The organism is Pseudogemmobacter bohemicus (genome assembly GCF_003290025.1).
Classification (GTDB): domain Bacteria; phylum Pseudomonadota; class Alphaproteobacteria; order Rhodobacterales; family Rhodobacteraceae; genus Pseudogemmobacter; species Pseudogemmobacter bohemicus.
This window is the reverse complement of the sequence record NZ_QNHG01000004.1, coordinates 434,372-456,193: the sequence shown is the minus strand read 5'-3', so window position 1 is coordinate 456,193 and position 21,822 is coordinate 434,372. Positions and strand designations below refer to the sequence as shown.

The following is a 21,822-nucleotide window of genomic DNA, read 5'->3' as shown; positions in this document are numbered from 1 at the left end:
CCTGCGCGGCAGCCCTTGGTCGTGGTTGTTCTGAATTGTTCCGGTAAAGAAGCAGGGGCGCGTCGGTCAGACGCGCCCCCGGGGCAGTATCAGCGCATCGGCCAGGCGTATTGCAGCCCGCCTTGCGTCCAGAGCGCGTTCAGACCGCGCGCCAGACCGATCGGCGTGCCGGTGCCGAGATTGGTCTCGAAGATCTCGCCATAATTGCCGTTGGCGGCAATGGCGCGCTTGGCCCATTCATTGTCGAGACCGAACATCTTGCCCATATCGCCTTCCAGGCCCAGCAGACGGCGGACTTCCGGGTCGGTCGAAGAGGCGGCAACCTCTTCGATATTGGCTTTGGTGATGCCTTTTTCCTCGGCGATCAGCAGGGTGTTGAAGGTCCAGCGGACGATATCGCCCCAGACGTTGTCGCCATGGCGGACCAGCGGGCCCAATGGCTCTTTCGAGATGATTTCGGGCAGGATGATATGGTTATCGGCATCCGCCATGGTGGCGCGGCCGGCCGCCAGGCCCGAAGCATCGGTGGTATAGGCGTCGCAGGCACCGGCGAGATACTGGCGCTGCGCCTCCGAATCGTCCTGAACCGTGACCGGGGTATAGGTCATGTTATTGGCCTTGAAGAAATCGGCGAGGTTCAGTTCGGTGGTGGTGCCGGTCTGGATGCAGACGGTGGCACCATCGAGTTCTTTCGCCGAAGAAACGCCCAGCTCTTTTTTGACCATGAAGCCCTGGCCGTCATAGTAGTTGATGCCGACGAAATCGAATTTCAGATCGACGTCACGGGTGAAGGTGGCGGTCGAGTTGCGGACCAGCAGGTCGATCTCGCCCGAAGCCAGCGCGGTGAAACGGGTCTCGCCGGTGGTGGGGACGAATTTCACCTTGGTCGGGTCGCCCAGAACGGCGGCGGCGACAGCGCGGCACAGATCGACGTCGAAACCGACCCAGGTGCCATTCGCATCCGCCATGCCGAAACCGGTGAGGCCGACATTGACGCCGCAATTCAGCTCGCCCCGCGCCTTCACATCATCGAGCGTGGCAGCACTGGCCGCGCCGGCAAGCAAGGTGCTGGCCGCGAGCGCGCCGATGATTGCTGATTTCTTCATAATTACCTCTTCCTGAGCTGCCGCCATCGGTTGATCCGCGGCGGGGGTGTCGCCTGGTATGTGCAGGCTGTCTCTCGGGTCTTTGATCGCCCGATGAGCATATTTTCAGAGCAAGGTTACAGATCGGTCAATAGGTGAGGTAAGAATGCGGGAAAATCGCCGTTTTTCCGGGCTTTGCGCCGGAAAAATGCTGCCGAAACGGGCTTTCGCGGGAAGTTGGCCTGAATTGTTACCCGCACAATCCGTAGAATCGCCACGCCTGCTCAAAGGCAGCGCGCTTTGCGGCCTCGGTTGCCGCCGCCTCCTCGTCGATGCCCCATTGTTCGCTTTGCCAGGTCTCGTCAAGGCGCGAGGCGGCCCAGGCTTCCGCAACGTCAATCTGGCCGGAGATCAGCGCCAGCGCAAGCACCAGCGAGCCCGAAATCGCCACGAGGTCATGGAAAGCGGTCAGCCGGAAATCGTCCAGAGCGGCGATCCCGGCGGTCAGCCGGGCAAGGCTGGCGGCGGGCTGGGCCACCGGCAGCACGCCCTCGGTGACCTGCAGCGGTGCCTGCAGCGTTTCCGCCGCCCAGGTCAGAAGCGGGTTCCAGATCTCGGCCTGACGCGCGACCAGTTGCAGCGGCCGCTCGGCGCGGTAGCACAGCAGATCCGTCTCGCCATAGGCCGCCAGCATGGCAACCACCGCCTCACGCTGCACGCTCAGCTTGTCGAGCGCGGAATTGGCGGCGCGGGTGGCGGGCATGGTCTCGGGGGCGATCTTGCCCTGCTGCGCCTCCCATTCCGAAGCGATCAGTTCGGCCATGGCCCGCGTCGGCACGGTCAGCGCCGATTTTTGCGGCGTGCGGATCGGGCGCCCGTCAAGATGGACGGTAAACCCACCCTCCGTCTCTGTAACGACCGTCTCTTTCCAGAACCGTTTCGGGGCCCAGGCGCTCATCTCAACGCCCCCCGAAAGTCTTGAACGGGTCGGCAGGCACATCGTCCTCTTTCCAGTCCAGCGCCTTCCAGGTGCGTTTCATATGCTCGGGCAATGGCGCCTGGAAGGTCATCTCCTTCTTCGTGATCGGGTGTTCGAAGCCGATTGAACGGGCATGGAGATGCAGCTTCTTTGAAAGATCGCCGCCGATGCCGGCACCCCAGCCATCGCCCGCATTATCCATGTCAGAGCCGCCATATTTCCCATCTCCCAGAATGGGATGGCCGATTTCCGCCATATGGGCGCGCAGCTGATGGGTGCGGCCCGTGACCGGCTCCAGCGCCATCCAGGACAGCCGCGTGCCAAGGAACCAGAGGGTGAAATAATCGGTCTGGCTGCGTTTCGCGTCGGGGTAATCGCCGGCCTGGGCGGGATGGATGGCGATCATCTTCTCGCCCTCGCCGCCACGGCCACGCCCCGGTGCCTTCATCAGATGGAACTTGATCGAGCCCTGTTTCGGATGCGGCACCCCGGCGACCACCGCCCAGTAGATCTTGCGCGTCAGCCGGTGGCGCAGCGCCTCGGACAGCGCCCGCGCGATGCGGTCGGTGCGGGCCAGCAGCAGGATGCCGGACGTGTCCTTGTCCAGCCGGTGCACCAGTTTCGGCCGGTCCTTATAGCCGAATTTCAGCGCCTCGGTCAGCCCGTCGACATGGCGGTCGCCCTGACCGGAGCCGCCTTGCGAGGGCAGGCCAGGCGGCTTGTTGAGCACGATGATATGCTCATCCTTCCAGAGCACACAGGCCTGGATCATCTTTGCATCGGCGTCAGAGACGCCCTTTGTCTGTTCGCGGATCGGGGCCTCGGCCACAGGCAGCGGCGGCACGCGGATGGTCTCGCCGGGCTGGACGCGGTCGGCCGCTTTGGCGCGGCCGCCTTCGATACGGATCTGCCCGGTGCGGCACATCTTTTCGATTGCGCCCTGCGTCATCTGCGGAAAACGCTTTTTCAGCCAGCGATCCAGCCGCTGCTCACCCTCGTCCTCGGTGACCTGGATCAGTTGAACGCCGCTCATGACAGCTGCCTCGCTAGTGTGACGCCGAGGGTGACGGCGAAGAGGGAAAGAATGACGGATGCCGCGACATAGGCCAGGGCTTCGATCAGGCGGCCGGCCTCGATCAGTTTCAGCGTATCGAGCGAGAAGGCCGAGAAGGTTGTGAAGCCGCCCAGAAGGCCAGTCATCACAGCCGGGCCGATCAGCTCGCGCTGGCCGATCAGCACCCAGGCGAGGCCGATCAGAAAGCTGCCGGTGACGTTGATCGCGGCCACGGCCCAGGGGGCGCCCAAGGTGGCGACAGCGAAATGGCGCAGCAGGGTGCCGGCGGCACCGCCAAGGGCGAGAGCGGCAAGACCAGAAAAATGCGTCATTTCTGCTCCTTCACAGCCGGGTTTTGCGCAGAGGAATTACAGTTTTCCAACATTTCATCAAATTCCGGGTCGGCGCCGGGCACCGGGTCGTAACCATGGCCACCCCAGGGGTGACAGCGGCAGAGACGATGCGCAGTCAGCCAGCCTCCGCGCAGGCCGCCATGACGCGACAATGCCTCCATCGCATAGGCCGAACAGCTTGGCTGAAACCGGCAGCCATGGCCGACCCAGGGGCTCAGCAGCAGCCGATAGGCGCGGACGGGAAGCGAGAGGGCAAAGGCAAGCGGTGTCATTGCCGCTCTCCTGCGGGCGTTGCGGTTGCGGATCCGCCGGAGGCACGGGCGGGGCGTTCCCGATGGACCGATGCAAAAGCGCCGCGCAGATCGTCGATCAGTCCGGTAAAGGGGCGGGCGATGGTCGCCCCGGGCCGTGCGACCAGCACATAATCCCAGCCGGCCCGGCCAAGATCGGGCAGCACCGCCCGCGCCACTTCGCGCATCCGCCGCTTGGCCCGGTTGCGCGCCACCGCATTGCCGATCTTCTTCGATGCGGTAAAGCCGATCCGGGTCACCGGATCGCCATCACGACGGTCGCGCGCCTGCAACAGGAAGGACGAGGTCGCCTGACGCCGCGCCGAGGCCGCCTTGAGGAAATCCTTGCGCTGCGGGATCACCACCAGGGCCGAATTGTTCGATTTCTGCAATTCCGTCACGGAAATCCCCAATCCGCAAGCAGGTGGATGTTCCAAAACGGAAACCGCCGGAGGCTCTTCGGGCTGTCCGGCGAATTGCCTCATGCCCTTTGCCTCCGGCGGTGCCATGTTCCGTTCCTCCTGCCCTGCGGATGCAGGGCGGCGGCAGATCAGGCCGAAAGAACCTTGCGGCCCTTGGCGCGGCGCGCGGCCAGCACGAGACGGCCGCCTTTGGTGGCCATACGGGCGCGGAAGCCGTGGCGACGGGCGCGAACCAGCTTCGAGGGTTGATAGGTGCGCTTCATTGCGGCATTCCTTCTGCGTTTGTTGTGGCCATGGGCCTGTTTCCAGGCCTTGCGGCCATATCCTCGGGCCTTGCGGCCATATCTCATTCGGATGCCCGCAGCACTCTTCCCACTGGCGCCAGGCCGGCGCGGGATTCGCTGACATTGATCCTGAAGCCCGGCCTATAGGGGCAGGCGGCGCCCAAGTCAACGCTTCCCGACCGAAAACCAGGGGAAAACCGCGCCATTTGCGGCTTTTCCATGAGTCTTCCCATACTGTGCAACCGGCCCGGGATTTGCTAGATATCTGCCTGAAATAACGGGGCCATGCGGCCCCACAGATGCGATGGCCGGGCCGGAAGGAAGGGCAGGGTGACCGAGAAGCAGCGGCGGCGGCGGTTTTTACGGACCTTGTCCGGCCGTTTCCTCATGCTGACAGTCATTTTCGTGCTGTTGGCCGATGTGCTGATTTTTGTGCCTTCACTGGCCCGCTACCGTGCCGATTTCCTGCTGGAACGGCTGCGCCAGGCCCAGATCGCTGCGCTGACCCAGCTGGCTTCCGACAGTGGCGTCTCGCCCGAGCTGGAGGCCGAGCTGCTGGCCAATGCCGGGGTCTATAACGTGGTGCTGCGGCGCGACGATATCCGCGAGCTGGTGCTGTCCTCGCCGGTCCCCGAGCCGGTCCATGCCGATTACGACCTGCGGCTTTCCGGCCCGTGGGAGCTGATCCGCGACGCGCTATCGACGCTCTTCGATGGGGATAGCCGGGTGGTGCGGGTGATCGGCAGCCCGGTGCAGGAGGGCGGCCAGCTGATCGAAATCACCATGCCGCAAGAGCCGCTGCGCAAGGCGATGTTGCTTTACGCCTGGCGGCTTTTGCTGTTTTCGGCGCTGATTTCGGCGGTGATGGCGGTGCTGTTGTTCCTCGCGGCGCAGCGTCTGATCGTGCATCCGATCCGCCGGGTGGTCTTGCATATGAAGGCCTATTCAGAGGCGCCCGAGGATGCGCGCACCGTGATTGAGCCCTCGGCCCGGGTCGAGGAACTGCGCGAGGCCGAGGAAATGCTGGCCACGATGCAGCGACAGCTGACCGGCGCGCTGAAGCAGCGCGAACGGCTGGCGCAGCTGGGTGGTGCGGTGGCGAAGATCAGCCATGATCTGCGCAATATCCTGACCACGGCGCAGCTTTTTGCCGACCGGATCGAAGGCAGCGCCGATCCGGTCGTGGCGCGCTCGGCCCCGAAGCTGGTCGGTTCGATCAGCCGGGCGGTCAGCCTTTGCGAGGCGACGCTGACCTTCGGCAAAGCGGAAGAGGCACCGCCGCAGCTGACCCGCTTTCCGCTGGCCGGGCTTGTTCATGAGGTGACCGAGGGCGAGGGCCTCACCAGGAGCGAGACCGCATCGCCCGAGGCGCCGCCGGATGCGCTGGTGGCCGCGCTTACAGATATCGCACCGAATCTGACGCTTCGCGCGGATCGGGAGCAGCTTTACCGGGTAATTTCGAACCTGATCCGCAATGCACGCCAGGCCATCGAGGCAACCGGACAGGCCGGTACGATCGAGATTTCTGCCGGCGAGAGCGATTCTGAGTGGTGGATTCGGGTGGGCGATACCGGCCCCGGCCTGCCCGCAAAAGCGCGCGAGCATCTTTTTGCGGCTTTTCAGGGTGGCGTACGCAAAGGCGGCACCGGGCTTGGCCTCGCGATCTCGTCCGAGCTGGTACGCGGCCATGGTGGCCGGATCGAGCTTTTGCACAGCGATTCCGAGGGAACTGAGTTTATGATCCACCTCCCGAAAGTTCCGGTGATCGCCGATCCACAGCAAATAGAGTGAGACTGCATTTTGTCTCTTGCATCGTCGCGCGGCGCCCTCTAGATACCCGCCTCACAGCGGACCCATAGCTCAGCTGGATAGAGCACCAGACTACGAATCTGGGGGTCGGGCGTTCGAATCGCTCTGGGTCCGCCATTTTATCCAGAAAATCAGTAAGTTACGGAATGGGTTGGATTGTTCCGTCCGATGATCCGATGTGTCCGGCGTCGGACGCCAATACTGTCCGGAGACCCCCAGACCAGAGATCAGGCGATCTCCTCGCTGCAGCGGGTGCAGAGCCGATTGAAACGGTGGCTCGAGCTGAAGATCTGAAGGCAGCAGATGCAGGGGCGGATCATTGCGCCTCGGTGCAGCTGCTTCTCTTCCAGGCGCTGAGCTGCGACAGCAGCGCTGTCATAGGACCAGAACCGACGCGGCAGGATCTGGTCGTTCTGCAGTATGTAAAAGTCCACGTTTTTGCCGCGGATCTCGATGCGGGCGGGCTCAGCCATTTTTTAGGTCACGCGCCTTCTGCTCAAGCTTCGCGATCGCCATGATCGTCGGCTTCACCTCTGGCGAGGCTTCGTCGTAGCCGAGGTTCCATCTGCCGCTCAGGCGGGGCAGCATGGACTTCGGCAGGGCTTCCCAGTTCGACGGGTCACAATTCGTCTTGTCGCTGTCGAGGCACTTCAGGACATGGCCTTCGGGCACCGGGCCGTTGAGCTTCTCCCATAGCCATTTGTGTTTTTGCACCCGGCGCGTCGCAGCGCCGGTATGCGGGTTTGTTTCCTCGACAATAAGCCAGACATAGCCGTCCTTGTTGTCGATGCTCTCATGCCCCGGGCCGCGATATGTGTGGGGTCGTTGCCCTTTCCTGAACTGCGTTCGGGCGCTGTTCTCATTGTGGGGCATCTTCTTGCCCTTGTTCGGGGGCGTCTGCCCCTTCACGAAACAGCCGGTGCGGCCCGTCTTCCACCCTTTGCGCTGGAACAGGGCTTTGATCGCGTGAACGGTCAAGTCATCGCGTTTCCAGAACCAGCAGAAGGCCTTGTGCAGTTCCGCGCGCGGCCAGTCCTGGCGTGCCTCGAGCCAGGCCATCTCCTCAGGGAACCAGGTGATAGGATGGCCTTTCACTCCTGGGCCTTTCCGATCATCGGCAGATGCGGCAATACAGCGGCACCGTAGTCGCCAAATAGCTTCGCGGCCTTCAGCTGAAGATCGGCTGCGGTTGTGATCTGGTCGGCAATCGCCACCATCGCCTCGGTGCGCTTCACCTCAGTCGCGATTTGCTCGGCCGAGATGTCGCCGGCAGACAGACGATCCAGCTGGCTGAAGAGGTGGTTGTTCAGGTCGGCAAGCTTACCGCTCATTGCGTCGCCCCCTTCGCCTTCGCGGCCTCGACTGTGCGGGCGTGGAAGGTTTCGAGCAGCCTGCCCTGGCGGGCGAGCTTGCGGATCTCGGAGCGAACCATGTGGTCAATGCTGGCCATGATCTGCGCCCTCCTGTGCCATCGCGTCGAGCGCCTGCGCATGGGCCTCGTTCAGCCAGTCGAAGCGCGGGGCGGTGCCATCGATCGGCGCGGCCGGCGCCGGGCGGGCGAGGATTACATCGAAGAAGGGCTCGACCTCGTCCCAGGCGGACTGGATCAGGGGGCTGCCTTCCTGACGGATCAGGGTGCGCAGCGCGTTCGCGGCGGTGTAGAGCTCGGCAAAGGGGCGGGTGCCCCAGCTGGGGGGGGTGTCACGCGTTGGTGTATCCTTGACCATAAGGCTCGGCATTGATTGAAATGGGATCTCTAAGCCGCGCGTCTGGATCCCCTCGAGGTAGCGCGAGGTCGTCGAGGCCGCAGCACCCGGCACGCGCTGCAGGGACTGCGTCCAGGCGCCACCCGCCCAGTCCGACTTCTCAAAGAGCGCCTTCAGCCCCGCCATCTGCTTAGTGGCGACGAACAGCACCGGCGCCTCGGCCGAGCCGATCACGCGCAGCCCATAGGCCGCCAGATAGCGGTTCGCGATCTTCGCCCGATCGGCATCACCCGCGAACGCATCCTCACCAAAGAGCCGGCGCGCGGCGCCCGGGCGCTGCCCTGCGACCTTCAGCCAGGTTGCAATGGTATGAGACTGCCCCTTGCGCATCGGGTCGATTATCTGGGTCAGGAGCCAGGTGATGACATCATCGGCATCCAACCCGATCTCGCTTCCGGAAACGTAGTGCTCAAATCCAATCACGCTTTCCTCCTTTTCGGGGTTTCCTGTTCAACCGGCGCTGGCCGGGCGATGGCGGTGGCGGCGCGCCAGGTGGTGGCCACCTGCGGCTCCATGTAGATTTTCGCGAGGGTCGCATCGGTGTCGGCGGTGTTGCCGAGGACATCCGCCACGTCGCTTTTGTCGGCGCCGCCGGCGCGGGCGAGGTTGCCGAAGGTGCGGCGCAGGTCGCGCCACTGGATGGTCGTCACGCTGGGCACCGTCTCGGCCGCGAGGTCGCGGATCTTCTGCCAGCGATCCCACATGAGGCGCTTGGAAAGCGGGTTGCCGGTGGCCTGATCCCAGATCAGGGTGCCTGGGCCATCGGCTGCGAGCCGCAGCTGCAGGCGGAGCGCCGGCACGATCATCGGGTGAAGCCCGATCTGGCCCTCATTCTGACGTTTCGAGCGGATCAGCGCCCAGACCCAGATCCGGCGCGGCGCCGGCATGCCGGCCAGTTGCATCATGGCAGATCCAAAGCCGTCGGGCTTTGCCTCGCGCACATCGGTCTGGCGCTGGCCGGCAAGGGTGGTCAGCAGGATCGCAAGGCGCATGCCGCGCCAGGTGATGCGGCCAGCGGCGTCCGATCCCCGCGCGAGCTGGCGGCAGGCGTCCAGCAGGGCGTCCAGCTCGGCCCAGGTGCCGACGCGCGAGCGGCCTTCGGGGCGCTGCATGTCGAGATCCCGGGCGGGGTTCGAACCTTTCGTCCGCCAGCCCCGGCGCTCGGCATGTTTCAGCAGCGTGCGCATCATGGTCAGGATCGCGCGGGCGCGGGTGACGCTTTTGGCGGTGAGCAGCGCGTCATACCATTGATCCATCATCACGGGATCGAAGAGGGAGACCGGCTGCGGGCCCCATTTATCCTCGATCGCGCGCAGATCAGTGTCATAGCTGCGCCGGGTGGTCTCGCGCAGCTGCGTGTAGTGGCGGCTGCGGCGATAGTCCTCGATCAGGGCCGAGGTCGAGCGGCCGTCGCGGCGGGCGGTGACCGGCTTGCCTTCCGCCCGGGCGGACCATTCGTTTGCGAGGCGCGTGGCTTCGCGCTGCGCATGGCCGGGCTGGCGGGCCTGGAATTCGACCGGCTTCGCGCCGATCTCGCGCTGGCGTTTGGTCGGTTCCCACCAGATGCGCCATTCTCCGTCGCTGCGCCGGCGCTGGCGCAGGCCATCCTTTGGCGCAATGACGGGGGGATCTTCGGGGCGGCGGGCCATGGGGTCTTTCCTTTCGGGCCTGTTGTCAGGCTGTGGTCTCAGGCGGTGCGCGACATCTGCAGCATGACGACACGGCCGGTGGCGATGTCGTCGGGGTCGATTTCGGGGCCGGTGCTGCGGCCCATGCGGTCCACCCATGCGGCGACCTCGTCATGGCGCCAGCGCATCGGGCGCCGGCTGGTCGGCATCGGCAGGGGGAAGAGGTTTTCACGCTCGAGCCGGGGGCGGATCCGCAGGAAGGCGCCGGCATCGGGAAGGCCGATCACGCCAGCGACCTGTTCAGAGGTGATGAAAGCGGGCAGGGACATCAGCGATTGCCCTCCAGATCTGACCAGCTCTGCATGGCGAGGGTGAAATCATCCTGGCTTTCCGGCTCGCGGTCATGGTGGCGGCGCAGGCGCAGGGCGTGGCGCAGGATCAGGATCGCCGCGACGGTGAAGATGAAGCTGAAGCCGAGAAGAATGGCCTGCATGGCTGGTTCCTGTGGCAGGTCTGGCGCGTGTCGCCCGACGCGCGGGACCGGGAAGGGGGCGGGGCGAGCAGCAACCGCCGGGCGACCCCGGGAAGGGTCAGTCGGGGCAGCCGATGGTGACGGCGAGGCCTGCGGCCATGCTGGCCATCATGCCGCCGCTGCTTTGCAGATAAGGCGGGGTGCCTGCGAGCGAGGGCGCGCTTTCGAGCTGGCGCCCGACGGTCACCATCATCGAACAGGCGAGGCGGAAGCCCCAGGCCTGTTCCTCGGTCAGGTCTTGTGCCGGCAGTTTGGGGAGGAGGTTGGTGAGGTCGGTCATGTGTATGGGCCCTTCATATTCTGGCCCATCGACTTGACTGTAAGCTGGTTCAGCCAGTTGCGGCATGCTTGGTAGAGGCTCGAGGTGGAGGTGGCGCGCAGGCCGAAGATCCGGATGCTTGCGCCATCCCAGCCTTCATGCACCTTACCACCATTGTTCTCGATCACCGATTTCAGTGCCCTGAGCGCGAGGGTGCGTCTTTCAGTGTATTCGATCGACTGTTCTACACAGGCCGCATCCGGGAAGGGAATGTTGGCCATAGCCTTGCGCAGTTCGTCCTGGAAGGCCTGTGCGCCTTCGAGATCAGGTTTCGCGGCCATCAGACCTCTTCCTCTTCCGGGAGATCCTTCGCCATGGCCTCGCGCAGCTGTTCTTCTGCGCGGGGCGTGTGGGCGCAGCGGATCGCGCCTTCGACGATGCGGCGATAGGCGTCGGGATTTTCCGCTGCCAGGTGACCGCGCGCGACATGCAGGATGGTGGAGACAGAGACCTGCATCAGCGCACCGCCACGGGTAGCGGGATCACGTTGCTGCCAAGGGCCAGCGGGCGGCCGAAACTGTCATGGGCGCGGCGGAGCAGCAGCTCCTCGAGTGCGGGGCCGGTCACCAGTTCCAGCAGCGCGGCTTCGGCGTTGCTGAGGGGGCGGGTCTGGAGGATCTGGGCGGCGTCGAGCGCGGCGCAGAGCATGGCATCCGTGATCTGCGCGCTTGCGCGGGCAGAGGGGATGCTGCGGGTGGCAGGTTGAGACATGCGCAACTCCTGTGCAGGGGATATGCACAAGAGTTAGGGGTTGCGACTTGCGACTGTCAACTCAAGAATTGACAAAATCGCAAATTTTGCCGATCACGCCTGTCGAGAGTGTCACCGTCCGAGTTCGGCCTGAGCTTGGAGGATGATGGCTATAGCTAAGTCTTCGGGCGGTTCTTTTCTGAAGACGAGTGCAACGGGGCCGTTAGGCTCGATTGAAGCCATCCCGAATGAGAAAAACATGTAGTTTTCTGCTGTGCGCCTGAGTTCGTCGTCGATGTCCTTGCGAAGGCGAATTTTTGGCCAAGTGAGGCCGACTTTCTCCATGAGGAAGCGTTCCGGCGTTATGGTGGCTCCGGAGCGCTTATTGACTACGCGCCAAGATCCAAAAATAAATCGTTGTTTTACTTGAATAAAGTCATTTTCGAAAAGTATGGGCATTCCTTCCTCCGGATGGCGGTGATTTTGATGGCGAATGGTTTGAGCGTGCTGAGGGCTGCAGGTCAAAATGCCCAGTGCAGCACAGTCCAGTAGATCGGCCAGATGGATCCGAGAAAGAGATTGATCGGAACCAGGATGAGCCAGTTCCACCAGTTGTATGTGTCTCCGTTGAAAAACGTGAGATAGATCGCGGTTCCCAGACTGCCGGCCGGGTATAGAAAAAAGAGTATTGCCTCTCTCAATTTGTCCTCCAGCTGGCGGTGACTTTGCCCATGATCACTACATTGTTGTTGTCAACGACATGAACTGAAAGATCTTTCGGGCAAACAAGCACTGGTGGCTGGAACTGGCGCAGCACCGTGGTCGCGCTGCCCTGGCGGTCATAGATCTGGGCGATCACCACATCGCCGGCTTTCGCGCGTTCGGCCTGGAAGGTATCGACCAGGATGAAATCGCCCTCTCGATAGCCGGCCAGGGCCATCGCGTCGCCCTTTACGCGCCAGATGTCGATCCCGGGTTTCGCGCCGAAGGCCTCGGCAATCGTGACGGTCCCGCGCTGTTCCGCACCCTGCGATATGAAAGGGGCAACATCGCTCTCTGCGAAGCCGGGTATGATCTGTCGGGCGGATGCTTCGTCTGTGACGCCGGCCTTTTCAAGGATGGTAGCCAGCGGCTGGTTGAGGCTGTCCGCGAACGCTTTGGCCCAGTCAAGGGTCATATTCTGTTTTGCGTTCAGGATTTTCGAAACCACCGAGGGGTGGCGGCCCAGTCTGGCGGCAATCTGATCTGCCGTGACGCCGGCCTTCTTTTGCTGCTGTTTGAACCACTTATCATCCATGCGGTTTGAAGTAGGGACTTGCTACCTCAATTCATATTGCCGAAATCGCAAAATATGACTTGCGGGGGCAAATCTTGCGGCGCTAGATGTTGCGTCATGAGTAGCGACCTGACACCAATGCAAGTATGCGAAGCGCTGATCGGTAAGCCCGAGCAGATTGCTGCTGCTATCGGCGTGGCCGATAAGGTTCCTTTCGCCTGGCGTCACCCGGCGAAGGGGCGGGCGGCAGGGGACATCACCTCTGCGATCCATATGCGCCTGCTGCTGGCGCACTCAGCTCGCCACGGTCTCGGCCTGACCCCGGATCACCTGATCTGGGGCGCGCGCGAGGAAGATATTGCCGCGATCCTTGCCGACCGCGCTGCCGGAAAGGTGGCGGCGCAATGAATTCAATCGCCCCTGTAACTGCCCAGAAGCCTGTATGGATCCGCGCTGCCATTGCGTCGATCCCAGGGGTGACACCTGCGGCGGCCGTGGCTCTCCCTTGCGGCCGCCGCCCTTTCTTTGCGGGGTGTCTTGCATGACGAATGAAGCTCATGCCCGGGTGGGTGTGATGACGGCCATGCTGTCGGTGTCGATGCTGGCGCGGCAGAACAACCTTTCGCCTTGGCGTGTCGATGAAATGGAGGAGCGCGCGATGGATGCGCTTCTGCCCGGTGACGCGTTGCGCCAGGCGGTGCTCAGCTTTGCTGATCGATATCCGGCGCTGAAGCGCGATGCCTATGCGCTGCGCCTGCTGGGCGAGGAGCTGGGGGTGGCGTTGCGGGTGGTTCTGAACCCCGAGGCTACAGCGCCGGCGCGCTACCGGAGCGATGTCGATGGCTGATGTCGGTGCAGAAGATCTGATCCCGCATCCGCGCCCGGCCCGGCTGAGCATGGCGCAGCAGGTCGTGGTGAACGCATTGGCGGTGCTGGCGCTCGGTCGCGATGACAGCACAAATATGCTGGCGCTGGATCTGCTGGTCGAGGCGCTGCCGAAGGCGCGGCGCGAGCTGAGCCAGGATCAGAAGTTCGAGGAGGTGCTGGACGCGGCGGATATCGTCGCGGGCTACCGGCAGACGCATGGCGCTGATCTGGCCGCCTCGCGCGACTGGTGGTTTGTTCATACCCCCCTGTGGCGGGTGTTGGCGCCGTTTTTCGTGATGCGGCTCGGCTGTGCCTGGGAAGACCTGCAAACCGCCACCCGGATGAAAGAGGCGCAGGCCACCGGGCAGGTGGTGCAGATGCGGGGCAAGGCGGGATGAGCTATGAGCCCCGCCAGCAAGTCTCGATCGAGACGATCAAGGATCGGCTGCTGGCGCAGATCGACAGCGTCGTGTCGCGCTATGCGCCCGAGGCGCCGGGGGCGTTTCACAAGGGAAGCCTCTATTTCACGCTGAACCCGGGGCGGGTCGACAATAATGTGGGCTCGTTTTGCATCCATATGTCCGGGCCTGATGCCGGGCGGTGGGTGGATTTCGCCTGTGCGCCGGCGGGCAGCGGGCGCGGCAAATATCTGACCGGCGATCTGATCGATCTGATCGGGATGTCGCTGGGCCTGACGCATGCGCGGGATGCGCTGGCCGAGGCGCGGCGGTTTCTGGGCCTCGAGACCGAGGATCCTGCCACCCGGCGCCAGCGCGAGGAACATGCGGCGCGGCTGAAGCGCGAGCGCGAGGCGCAGGTTGTCGATCGGGCGGCGCAGCTCCTGAAGAAACAGAAGAAGGCCGAGGCGCTTTGGTTGTCGGGCCAGCGTGAGCTGCGCGGCTCGCCGGTGGATCTCTACCTGAAAGGCAGGGGGATAGATCTCTCCCTTCTGGGCCATGCCCCGGGCGCGATCCGGTATCACCCGGAATGCTTCTATGTGCCGGATGTGCGCGAAGAGCATGTTGATCCGGACAGCGGTGAAGTTTCCTTCCGCCGGGTCAAAGGCAAGGCGGTGAGGATGCCGGCCATGCTGACGGCCATCGCGCTGAAGGGTCGGATCATCGACTGCCACCGGACCTATCTGGCCCTGGGCGAGCGGGGCTGGGTCAAGGCGGATCTGCCGGACGCGAAAAAGGTGTTCTCGGATTACACCGGCGGCTCGATCCGGCTGTGCAACGGGCTGGGCCCGCGCGGTGGTCGGGGGGCTGCGCTGTCGCAATGCCCGCCCGGGACGCGGGTTTTCATAGCCGAGGGGATCGAGAACGGGCTTTCAGGCGTGATGCTGCGGCATCTGGCCGGCCTCGATCCTGAGCGGGTGATCGCGGCGGGGTCGATCTGGAACCTCGGTGAGGTCGAGCTGCCGGCGAATGTCTCGGAAGTGATCCTGGCGGCCGACAATGACCAGGGCGCCCAGGCGCAGGCGCAGCTGGCCGAGGCGGTCGCGAAACACAAGCGGGCCGGCCGGGTGGTGCGGGTCTGGAAATCACGGATCCCGGGTGAGGATCTGAATGATGCGCTGCGGCGCGTTCTCAAGGAAATGGAGGGGGTAGCGTGAGCGAAGCTGTCCGGAGCGCAGTTTTGACTGCGGAAGTCGAGCGTCTGCAAGGGCAGTTGCGGCAAGAGAAAATCGCCGTTGAGGTTGCCGAAGGTCGCGCTGAAACGTCCAGGGCAGCACTGAAAACCGCGCGAAATGTCATCGCCAAGGTCTATCATCGCGTCGCCGTGGTTGCTGGGGCGATCGAGGATGATGGAGATCGCCAGTTTTTCGGGAGTAGCAATGACGCGGATACGCTGCGTGACCTGAGAGACGAGTGGGATGCTCATAAAATCATGGGTGAAAGCATCCTGACTTCTGAGCAGGAGGTGGTTGCCCTCAACGCTCGTGTCGCGAGGGTGGAAGCCGAGCGTGATGCCTACGTTTTGGAGGCGGACGCAAAGCAGGAGGAGTTGACGATTGCCTTGGCCGAGCGTGACGCCGCGCTGGCCCGTGTCGGGGAGATGAAGGTAAAGGGGCTGGACATGTCTACGGGCTACGCCAGTACGCGCCTGCCTATCGGATATTCCATCGACGGCGAGGATGGCGACGGCTTCAAAGTGCGGATCGAGTGGCACACCTGCGACGAGTTTCTTTCGACATCTGACGGCATAGATGCCATTTTCCCAGATCCCGGCGAGGCTCACGACGCCGCCCAAGCCGACTACGCCGCCCGCATCCGCGCCGCCCTGACAGAGGGCGGCGCAGCATGAACGAGGACAATGTCCGCGAGCTGCGCCCTGTTGACCAGTTGGCGCGGGATCTCGATCAGGCTCCGCTGGCCGATGGGGCTGGCGGTGGCGCCGGCGCGCCGCCGAAGGATCCTCCCCGGCCTTCGGGGGGCGGCGGTGATGGCGGCAAAGGCAAGGCACCGAAGCCCGAGAAGGAAACCCTGCCGGGCGCGCGCAAGAACAGCGAGCGGCCGCCGGGCGAGATCTGGAAGGGCTGCCCGGTCACGCCGCTCGGTTTCAATGATGACCGGATGTATCTGATCGATCTGCATGGCCAGCTGAAAACGCTGGTGAAGATCGATATTCAGTCGATCGCCAAGCTGTTCGGGAACCGCCAGCACCTCCTGTGGCACCGATACCCGACCTTTGCGCGGGGCAGCGACAAGCCGCAGCCGATGCGGTTTGATGCGACGACGGCGGCCTCGGACATCATCTCGGCCTGTGCCGACAAGGGCATGTTTGATCCGGTCGGCACGGTGCGCGGCGTCGGGGCCTGGTCCGATGATGACGGCAATCTGATCTACCATTGCGGCGATGTGCTGCTGAAGGGTGGCGATGAGATCCCGCCCTCGGCCATGGGCGGCAAGATCTATCCCGCCGCCCCGCCGATCCCGCACCCTGCGGCGGCGGTGACAGATCCCGGGCCGATGCCTGCGATCCGGGAAGAGTTTGAAAGCTGGCGCTGGCGCCGGGGTGATCTGGATGCGCAAATTGCCATCGGGATGATCTGCTGCATGATCCTGGGCGGGGCGCTGGAATGGCGGCCGAGCTTTTGGCTCACCGGCGGGGCCTCTACGGGCAAGAGCCGGCTGCAGCGGCTGATCATGCTGCTGATGGGCGGCGAGAAGGGGCTGCTGAAGGCGGAAAACGCCACTGCGGCCTCGATCTCGAACTTCCTGCGGCTGTCCACGCTTCCCGTGGCGCTCGACGAACTCGAGCCGGGCGATCAGGGATCGACCAAAGAGGCCGCGATTATCGAGCTGATGCGGATCGCCAGCTCCGGCGGCCGGCGGATCCGGTCGAACCCGGATCAGTCCACCACTGAGACGGTGATCCGCTCCACCTTTGTCGCCTCCTCGATCCTGATCCCGGGCAAGCTGAAGCCGCAGGATCGCTCGCGCATCCTGATCCTCGATCTCGATCCCTTCCCGGAAGGCCATAAGGCACCGCCGATCCTGCGATCTGACATCTGGACGAAGCGCGGTCATGCGCTGAAGCGGCTGCTGATCGGGCGCTGGCCCACCTGGGCGGAGCGGCTGGATCGCTGGCGCGTCGGGCTGGCGGCAAAGGGCATCGATGGCCGGCGCGGCGACAACTGGGCCACGGTGCTGGCGATGGCAGATATGGCCGAGAATGCCGATCTCCCCGCACCCGAGGCCGTGGCCGGATGGGCCCTGAAGGTGGCTAAGGCGGTGCGCAACGATCTGACCGAGATCGGGTCGGATGCCGATGATGTCATCACATGGCTCCTGACCCAGATGATCGACCCGATGCGCAAGGGGCAGGCCCACACCATTGCCAGCTGGCTGAAGGTGGCAGGGCAGCGCCCTGGTGCTGCGCGGCGCATGTTTGGCGAGGATGCTTTCGCGGGTGATGCTGATCGGGCGAAGATCGCTAACCGCTATCTGGCGCCCTTCGGCTTACGGGTGATCGGCTCGGCCGAGGAGCCTGTCCTGTTCGTTGCCACCAAACAGTTGGCAGGGCTGAAGGCGCTGTTTGAGAAGTCGGACTGGGCGGGCGGCGCCTGGACGCAGTCCCTGCAGCGCGTGCCAGGCGCCACGGCCTCGGCAACCTCGCGCTACCTCGAGGGGATCCAGACGCGCGGCTCTGAGATCCCGTTTTCGTCCATTCCGGGCCTGATGGCCCTCGACAGTGAGGATGGCGGCCTTGTGCCTGCCCCCGCACCCGTTGCCGGCGGCGATACCGGCGATATTCCGGAGGATCATTACTGACGATGCTGGAGGCTTGCCCGACCATAGCGCGGCGGAGTAGTGTCTGCCCTGACCCGCACCCGACGCTTGCCATTAAGAGCGCGAAGGGCGGGGCTTTCGACCCGGGTTCGGGGGATAATTTCCCGGTATCCATCCCCTACGCCCCTACGTTTTCGGGCGTCGGACGTAGGGGGCGACGTAGTGGCTTTTATGTCTGCTGTTTCAACGGCTTAGACCCGTCCACTACGCCCCTACGCCAAAATTCACCATATACATGTGTGTGCACAGGCGGGCGCGGATGCGCGCACGTATGCACCTGTTTTTTGCGTAGTGGCGTAGTATCTTCTCTTATCTCTTTGTTCCTGAAAGAGAAAAAGAAAGAAAAAGCCCTACGCCGCCCCCTACGTCGCCCCTACAACGTAGTAGTTGGGCTGGCTCTGACCCTGCCGATTTCGGACAAGCCGCTGAAAACAATAAAATATTCTGGTTTTATTGCGTCGCGGGGTGCCTGCGATGGCTGGTGATAAGCCGGATCCGCGCGAAATCGCCATGGCGGCAGGCCGGGCGCTGCTGGCTGAGCGTGAGGCGGGCGGCCAGCTCGACATGTTCGGCGGTGATCAGGGTGAGGCAGTGCCGGTCGAGGATCGGCGCGGGCCGGGCAGGCCTGCCGGATCCTCGAACAAGCTGCGCGGCAAGATCCGCGAGCTGATGGCGGCGCGCGGCTACCGCGATCCGGCGGAACAGCTGGCGATGCTGGCGGGCCTCGATCGGCCGGATCTGCATCCGCTGGGCTATGCGGCGCAGATCGCGGCGACGCTGGGCGAGCCGGTGATGCTGGTGGCGCGCGAGATGCGGCAGGCTGCGGCGGAGCTGATGCCCTACTGGCATGCCAAGATCACGCCTGACATCGCGGTGCAGGCGCCTGCGGTCAACATCCTGATGGCCGGCGATGCGGCTGCGGTCGCGGTGCAGGGCGCGATGCCTGGCGCTGGCGCGGGCTTCGCGCCGTTGGACGTGCGCATGATGCAGATCGAGCAAAATCAACAGGTTAGCGGGGGCGATGCTGCGGCGTCGGATGATGAGTGACGGACGCAATGATTAAGTGCCTGAAATGGCAGGGTAAAAAATCGGTCGCCCCCCAGATCGCAAATCTGGGGCTGATCCTCGGCCGTGCCGGCGCGACCACCCCCCCCCTGCCTTGCCTCGCGCGGGGCCTGACCTCGACCCGACCCGGGGGGCGCCCCCACGCCTTTGATCGTATCCCCGTGCCTCCGACCCCATTCAGGAAATGGGACGCGGCGCGGCCAGGGCAGGGGGGTATGGGCCGAAATTTCCGACCGGCCAATGGGGTGGGGGGTATGGCCTATGGCGTTTGATCTTTTCACGCTGCGGCAGGAAGAGGATTTCCGCGATCTCAACGGCGCGAAAGCCCTCGACGCATTTGTCCAGGGGGTCACTGAGGCGCGTGAATTCCCGCGCGTTGATCTGTGGAAGCCCCCCGGCCCGGTCGCGCATCGGTTTTTCCTTTGCGACGACGATGTCATAGGCATACGCGGCCCTGTCGGCTCTGGCAAGACCACGGCGCATTTGCGCTCGAGGATCCGCCGGGCCCAGATGATGCCGCGCTCGGGGATCGACGGGATCCGGCGCTACAAGGTCGCCATCGTGCGCGAGACCTATCGGCAGCTCTGGTCGACCACGATCCCCAGCTGGTGGGAAGTGATGCCGAAGAAGCTCGGCTCCTGGGCTGGCGGTCGCGGCGATCCGGTGACCCACTCGATCAGGTTCGAGGATCAGTGGGGCCCCATCGAATTCATTGCAGAGTTCATGGCCTTCGGATCGGCACCGGCCGAGATCGACGCGAATGTGCGCGGTGTGCAGGTCACTGATCTGGCAATGGAGGAGGCCGATACAAACCCGGTCGCGGTTTTCACCAAAGGGATCACCCGGATCGACCGCTACCCGCCGCCCGACCATTTTGCGCACCTGCCGCCGGAAATGCGCAGCTATGGGCAGGTTTCGGCCAGCTACAACGCGCCGGATGAGGAAAACTGGACTGTCCGGGTCATCGAAGCCGAGGGTATGGATGATCAGGCGAAGGCGGTGCGCAGCGAGCTGGATGAGCAGGGGATCAAGATCACCTTTTTCCGGCAGCCGGGCTTTGGTGAGGATGGCTGCGAGAACCTCGATAACCTGAAGGGGAAATACTACCCGCGCGCCATCGCCGCGATGAAGGCCGAGGGGCGGGGCAATGATGTTGACCGGCTGATCTATAACAAGATCGGCTATATCCGGATCGGGGATCCTGTCTTCCTCGATCACTTCAAGCCCCGGATCCATAATTCGCCGGTGCCGCTGCGGGCGATCCCGGGGGTGCCGCTGCGGATTGGCCTTGACCAGGGGCAATTCGGGGCGGCCGTGATCGGCCAGTTCCTCGCGCCCTTCCAGTGGCGGATCCTGGCGGAGCTCTGGTTCAAGAAAAGCGTCTTCGCGCCGGATTTCGGTCGCGCGCTGCGGGCTTTGCTGGATGAGCGGTTCCCGGGCCATCCGATCTATGACCCGGCTTTCTGCGATCTGGCCGGCAACGCGAATGAAAGCCTCGAGGATGTCACCTGGATCAACGAGGTTTCCGCCGCTGCGCGCCTGCCGATCGAGCCGCAGCGCCTTGGCGGCAACCGGCTGAAGCCGCGCCTGTCGGTCTGGCGGGCGGCGATGGATTTCAACCATTTCGGCGAGCCCGGGCTGCTGATCGACCCCAGCTGCAAGATGATCCGGCGCGGCCTGGAGAACGATTACGTCTGGGCGCAGGAGGTCGACAAGGCCGGCAATGCCGAGCGGGTGCCGAAAAAGCGCGGCAACCGGGCGGCCGATGTGATCGACGCCGGCGGCTACATGATGCTGGCCGAAAGCCTGCCCGATGGCCGCCCGCTGACCGCCGCGCTGGCCGAGGAGGCGGTTTCCGCGATGGATCACTCCCCGTCCGATGGCGGCTGGTCGGGCGGCGCGGGTGTTCAGAGTTACGATTTCAATCCTTTGGAGGGGTTCTGATGTGCGGTTTCGGTGGTGTTGGCGCTGCCTTTGCGCAGCATGAGGCGCGGGTGGCGCAGCTACACGCGCTGCGACGGCAGGTTGTTCCCGTGCCGGGGTTTGCGATCGTGCGCGAGACCTCGATCCCGAAAGTCACGCGCAAAGGGGCTGCCTGCCCTGATTGTGGCCGGGTCGGGAATGCGCATTTCGCGGGGTGCCCTGCGCTTCCGCCGGAGGGCTTGTGATGCAGGCCTATCCCGACCTTCCGAAGCTCGCGCTTTCTGTGCGGCAGCCCTGGATCTGGGCGATGTTCAACGCCGGCAAGGATATCGAAAACCGCAGCTGGCCGACAAAGGTGCGCGGGCTTGTCTGCCTGCATGCCGCCAAGGGTATGACCGGGCGCGACATCGGCGAATTTGAGGGGTTTTTCGGCTTCGATCTGGCCGGGGTGCCTGCCGATTACAGCGACTTGCCGCGTGGCGGGATCGTGGGCGTGGTCGAGATCGTCGATTGCGTAAGCGAGAGCCGCAGTAAGTGGTTTTTTGGTGCCTGGGGTTTCGTGCTGCGCAATGCGCGGCCGGTGGCTCTGATCCCGGTCAAGGGCGAGCTCGGGTTTTTCGACTGGCGGCGGAACCTGCCGGCGGAGGGGGTGGCGGCATGAAGCGGCTTTCCTTCGAGGCTTTCTCTGATCTGATGGTGCTTTACCTGTGCCAGCAGATGCGCGCCTCGGACGCGGCGGAGATCTTCGCCATGCGGCCGGATATGGACGCATGGTCGCTCTACCGCGATCTGGCGGCATCGCAGCCGGCGCATCTGTGGTTCGAGGTCGCGCGGCCTGCTGGCGGGCTGGTGCCGCTGGCCTTCTTCGGCGTGATGGCTACCTCGCCCGGGGTCGGTATCGCGCATCTGGTGGGCACAAAGCACCTGGGTCTGGCCGAGGCGCGCGAGATCGCGGCCCGGATCCGGCTGCTGGTTATCCCGGCGATGATTGCCGAGGGCCTGCACCGGGTCGAGGCGCTGTCTTTGTCCAGATACCGCTGGGCGCATCGCTTCCTGCAATCCGCAGGCGCGCGGCCCGAAGGCCCGCCGCGTCGTGCGCTTGGCCGTGCGGGCGAGGATTTCCAGTGTTTCGTCTGGCTGAAAGACGAACTGCAACCCCCTGAAACATCACCGAAAGGAGAATGA

33 protein-coding genes and 1 tRNA gene are annotated in these 21,822 nt (G+C 64.1%); 13 read left to right on the top strand and 21 right to left on the bottom strand.

Going from position 1 to position 21,822, the window contains the following annotated elements; translation table 11 throughout:
- Window positions 1–89: 89 nt before the first annotated feature.
- The 7 genes from DRF71_RS21285 to rpmH all read right to left on the bottom strand — a co-directional run bounded on the left by DRF71_RS21285 (window position 90) and on the right by rpmH (window position 4,446).
- A complete protein-coding gene (locus DRF71_RS21285) occupies window positions 90–1,106 on the bottom strand; it encodes an amino acid ABC transporter substrate-binding protein (protein ID WP_112312531.1) in 1,017 nt (338 codons plus the stop codon).
- A gap of 229 nt (window positions 1,107–1,335) precedes the next feature.
- Window positions 1,336–2,043 carry an ATP12 family chaperone protein gene (locus tag DRF71_RS21280; RefSeq protein WP_112312530.1) on the bottom strand — a complete coding sequence of 236 codons (708 nt, stop codon included), beginning with the start codon at window positions 2,041–2,043 and terminating at the stop codon, window positions 1,336–1,338.
- A gap of 1 nt (window position 2,044) precedes the next feature.
- Window positions 2,045–3,097 carry an RluA family pseudouridine synthase gene (locus tag DRF71_RS21275; RefSeq protein WP_112312529.1) on the bottom strand — a complete coding sequence of 351 codons (1,053 nt, stop codon included), beginning with the start codon at window positions 3,095–3,097 and terminating at the stop codon, window positions 2,045–2,047.
- A complete protein-coding gene (locus DRF71_RS21270) occupies window positions 3,094–3,450 on the bottom strand; it encodes a fluoride efflux transporter FluC (RefSeq protein WP_112312528.1) in 357 nt (118 codons plus the stop codon). The genes DRF71_RS21275 and DRF71_RS21270 overlap by 4 nt, the downstream gene beginning before the upstream one ends.
- Window positions 3,447–3,743: a membrane protein insertion efficiency factor YidD gene (gene yidD / locus DRF71_RS21265; protein WP_112312527.1), complete on the bottom strand. Its 297-nt coding sequence runs from the start codon at window positions 3,741–3,743 to the stop codon at window positions 3,447–3,449. Before yidD ends, DRF71_RS21270 begins: the two co-directional genes overlap by 4 nt.
- Window positions 3,740–4,270 carry a ribonuclease P protein component gene (rnpA, locus tag DRF71_RS21260; RefSeq protein ID WP_112312526.1) on the bottom strand — a complete coding sequence of 177 codons (531 nt, stop codon included), beginning with the start codon at window positions 4,268–4,270 and terminating at the stop codon, window positions 3,740–3,742. The genes yidD and rnpA overlap by 4 nt, the downstream gene beginning before the upstream one ends.
- Before the next feature lie 41 nt (window positions 4,271–4,311).
- Window positions 4,312–4,446, bottom strand: a complete 135-nt coding sequence (gene rpmH, locus DRF71_RS21255) for a 50S ribosomal protein L34 (RefSeq protein ID WP_092895917.1) — start codon at window positions 4,444–4,446, stop codon at window positions 4,312–4,314.
- Between the two features lie 408 nt (window positions 4,447–4,854).
- On the opposite strand from rpmH, the gene DRF71_RS21250 reads away from it, so the two are divergent.
- Together DRF71_RS21250 and DRF71_RS21245 are read left to right on the top strand one after the other, a co-directional pair.
- A complete protein-coding gene (locus tag DRF71_RS21250) occupies window positions 4,855–6,258 on the top strand; it encodes a sensor histidine kinase (protein WP_232831621.1) in 1,404 nt (467 codons plus the stop codon).
- 58 nt (window positions 6,259–6,316) lie between these two features.
- Window positions 6,317–6,393: transfer RNA gene (locus tag DRF71_RS21245), tRNA-Arg, on the top strand.
- Window positions 6,394–6,503: 110 nt separating this feature from the next.
- Here the strand turns inward: DRF71_RS21245 and DRF71_RS21240 are convergent.
- The 14 genes from DRF71_RS21240 to DRF71_RS21185 all read right to left on the bottom strand — a co-directional run bounded on the left by DRF71_RS21240 (window position 6,504) and on the right by DRF71_RS21185 (window position 12,508).
- A complete protein-coding gene (locus tag DRF71_RS21240) occupies window positions 6,504–6,749 on the bottom strand; it encodes a hypothetical protein (protein WP_112312524.1) in 246 nt (81 codons plus the stop codon).
- Entirely contained in the window at window positions 6,742–7,371 is a 630-nt protein-coding gene (locus DRF71_RS21235; RefSeq protein WP_232831620.1) for an HNH endonuclease signature motif containing protein, read from the bottom strand. Before DRF71_RS21235 ends, DRF71_RS21240 begins: the two co-directional genes overlap by 8 nt.
- Window positions 7,368–7,607 (bottom strand): hypothetical protein, encoded by a 240-nt coding sequence (locus tag DRF71_RS21230; protein ID WP_112312523.1) that lies wholly within the window; start codon window positions 7,605–7,607, stop codon window positions 7,368–7,370. The genes DRF71_RS21235 and DRF71_RS21230 overlap by 4 nt, the downstream gene beginning before the upstream one ends.
- Window positions 7,604–7,726: a hypothetical protein gene (locus tag DRF71_RS29105; protein ID WP_269814394.1), complete on the bottom strand. Its 123-nt coding sequence runs from the start codon at window positions 7,724–7,726 to the stop codon at window positions 7,604–7,606. The genes DRF71_RS21230 and DRF71_RS29105 overlap by 4 nt, the downstream gene beginning before the upstream one ends.
- A complete protein-coding gene (locus DRF71_RS21225) occupies window positions 7,713–8,465 on the bottom strand; it encodes a hypothetical protein (RefSeq protein WP_157971229.1) in 753 nt (250 codons plus the stop codon). The genes DRF71_RS29105 and DRF71_RS21225 overlap by 14 nt, the downstream gene beginning before the upstream one ends.
- Window positions 8,462–9,691, bottom strand: coding sequence for a tyrosine-type recombinase/integrase (locus DRF71_RS21220; RefSeq protein WP_112312521.1), 1,230 nt, complete (start codon window positions 9,689–9,691; stop codon window positions 8,462–8,464). The genes DRF71_RS21225 and DRF71_RS21220 overlap by 4 nt, the downstream gene beginning before the upstream one ends.
- 38 nt (window positions 9,692–9,729) lie before the next feature.
- Complete coding sequence (locus DRF71_RS21215) at window positions 9,730–9,999, bottom strand: hypothetical protein (RefSeq protein ID WP_112312520.1); 270 nt, start codon at window positions 9,997–9,999, stop codon at window positions 9,730–9,732.
- Entirely contained in the window at window positions 9,999–10,163 is a 165-nt protein-coding gene (locus tag DRF71_RS27680; RefSeq protein ID WP_157971228.1) for a hypothetical protein, read from the bottom strand. The genes DRF71_RS21215 and DRF71_RS27680 overlap by 1 nt, the downstream gene beginning before the upstream one ends.
- A 97-nt stretch (window positions 10,164–10,260) precedes the next feature.
- Complete coding sequence (locus DRF71_RS21210; RefSeq protein WP_112312519.1) at window positions 10,261–10,482, bottom strand: hypothetical protein; 222 nt, start codon at window positions 10,480–10,482, stop codon at window positions 10,261–10,263.
- Window positions 10,479–10,802 (bottom strand): hypothetical protein, encoded by a 324-nt coding sequence (locus DRF71_RS21205; RefSeq protein ID WP_112312518.1) that lies wholly within the window; start codon window positions 10,800–10,802, stop codon window positions 10,479–10,481. Before DRF71_RS21205 ends, DRF71_RS21210 begins: the two co-directional genes overlap by 4 nt.
- Window positions 10,802–10,978 (bottom strand): hypothetical protein, encoded by a 177-nt coding sequence (locus DRF71_RS27675; protein ID WP_157971227.1) that lies wholly within the window; start codon window positions 10,976–10,978, stop codon window positions 10,802–10,804. Before DRF71_RS27675 ends, DRF71_RS21205 begins: the two co-directional genes overlap by 1 nt.
- Window positions 10,978–11,232, bottom strand: a complete 255-nt coding sequence (locus tag DRF71_RS21200; RefSeq protein WP_112312517.1) for a hypothetical protein — start codon at window positions 11,230–11,232, stop codon at window positions 10,978–10,980. Before DRF71_RS21200 ends, DRF71_RS27675 begins: the two co-directional genes overlap by 1 nt.
- 111 nt (window positions 11,233–11,343) lie before the next feature.
- Entirely contained in the window at window positions 11,344–11,820 is a 477-nt protein-coding gene (locus tag DRF71_RS21195) for a hypothetical protein (RefSeq protein WP_157971226.1), read from the bottom strand.
- An 88-nt stretch (window positions 11,821–11,908) separates the two neighbouring features.
- On the bottom strand, window positions 11,909–12,508 hold the full coding sequence (locus DRF71_RS21185) for a LexA family protein (protein ID WP_112312514.1): 600 nt from the start codon (window positions 12,506–12,508) through the stop codon (window positions 11,909–11,911).
- A gap of 96 nt (window positions 12,509–12,604) precedes the next feature.
- Here DRF71_RS21185 and DRF71_RS21180 point away from each other — a divergent pair, with 96 nt between their 5' ends.
- The 11 genes from DRF71_RS21180 (at window position 12,605) to DRF71_RS21130 (ending at window position 21,822) form a co-directional block, all read left to right on the top strand.
- Complete coding sequence (locus tag DRF71_RS21180) at window positions 12,605–12,895, top strand: hypothetical protein (protein WP_157971225.1); 291 nt, start codon at window positions 12,605–12,607, stop codon at window positions 12,893–12,895.
- A 133-nt stretch (window positions 12,896–13,028) separates the two neighbouring features.
- Entirely contained in the window at window positions 13,029–13,334 is a 306-nt protein-coding gene (locus DRF71_RS21175; protein WP_112312512.1) for a hypothetical protein, read from the top strand.
- Complete coding sequence (locus tag DRF71_RS21170) at window positions 13,327–13,752, top strand: hypothetical protein (RefSeq protein WP_112312511.1); 426 nt, start codon at window positions 13,327–13,329, stop codon at window positions 13,750–13,752. Before DRF71_RS21175 ends, DRF71_RS21170 begins: the two co-directional genes overlap by 8 nt.
- A complete protein-coding gene (locus DRF71_RS21165) occupies window positions 13,749–14,969 on the top strand; it encodes a DUF7146 domain-containing protein (protein ID WP_112312510.1) in 1,221 nt (406 codons plus the stop codon). The genes DRF71_RS21170 and DRF71_RS21165 overlap by 4 nt, the downstream gene beginning before the upstream one ends.
- The gene (locus DRF71_RS21160) at window positions 14,966–15,661 is read left to right on the top strand and encodes a hypothetical protein (protein ID WP_112312509.1); all 696 of its coding nucleotides are present in this window, start codon (window positions 14,966–14,968) and stop codon (window positions 15,659–15,661) included. The genes DRF71_RS21165 and DRF71_RS21160 overlap by 4 nt, the downstream gene beginning before the upstream one ends.
- On the top strand, window positions 15,658–17,631 hold the full coding sequence (locus DRF71_RS21155) for a hypothetical protein (RefSeq protein ID WP_112312508.1): 1,974 nt from the start codon (window positions 15,658–15,660) through the stop codon (window positions 17,629–17,631). Before DRF71_RS21160 ends, DRF71_RS21155 begins: the two co-directional genes overlap by 4 nt.
- A gap of 492 nt (window positions 17,632–18,123) precedes the next feature.
- Window positions 18,124–18,696, top strand: a complete 573-nt coding sequence (locus tag DRF71_RS21150) for a hypothetical protein (protein ID WP_112312507.1) — start codon at window positions 18,124–18,126, stop codon at window positions 18,694–18,696.
- A gap of 279 nt (window positions 18,697–18,975) precedes the next feature.
- On the top strand, window positions 18,976–20,658 hold the full coding sequence (locus DRF71_RS21145) for a hypothetical protein (RefSeq protein ID WP_112312506.1): 1,683 nt from the start codon (window positions 18,976–18,978) through the stop codon (window positions 20,656–20,658).
- Window positions 20,658–20,882 carry a hypothetical protein gene (locus DRF71_RS28790; protein ID WP_112312505.1) on the top strand — a complete coding sequence of 75 codons (225 nt, stop codon included), beginning with the start codon at window positions 20,658–20,660 and terminating at the stop codon, window positions 20,880–20,882. The genes DRF71_RS21145 and DRF71_RS28790 overlap by 1 nt, the downstream gene beginning before the upstream one ends.
- Window positions 20,882–21,298, top strand: a complete 417-nt coding sequence (locus DRF71_RS21135; protein ID WP_112312504.1) for an ASCH domain-containing protein — start codon at window positions 20,882–20,884, stop codon at window positions 21,296–21,298. The genes DRF71_RS28790 and DRF71_RS21135 overlap by 1 nt, the downstream gene beginning before the upstream one ends.
- Window positions 21,295–21,822: a hypothetical protein gene (locus DRF71_RS21130; RefSeq protein WP_112312503.1), complete on the top strand. Its 528-nt coding sequence runs from the start codon at window positions 21,295–21,297 to the stop codon at window positions 21,820–21,822. The genes DRF71_RS21135 and DRF71_RS21130 overlap by 4 nt, the downstream gene beginning before the upstream one ends.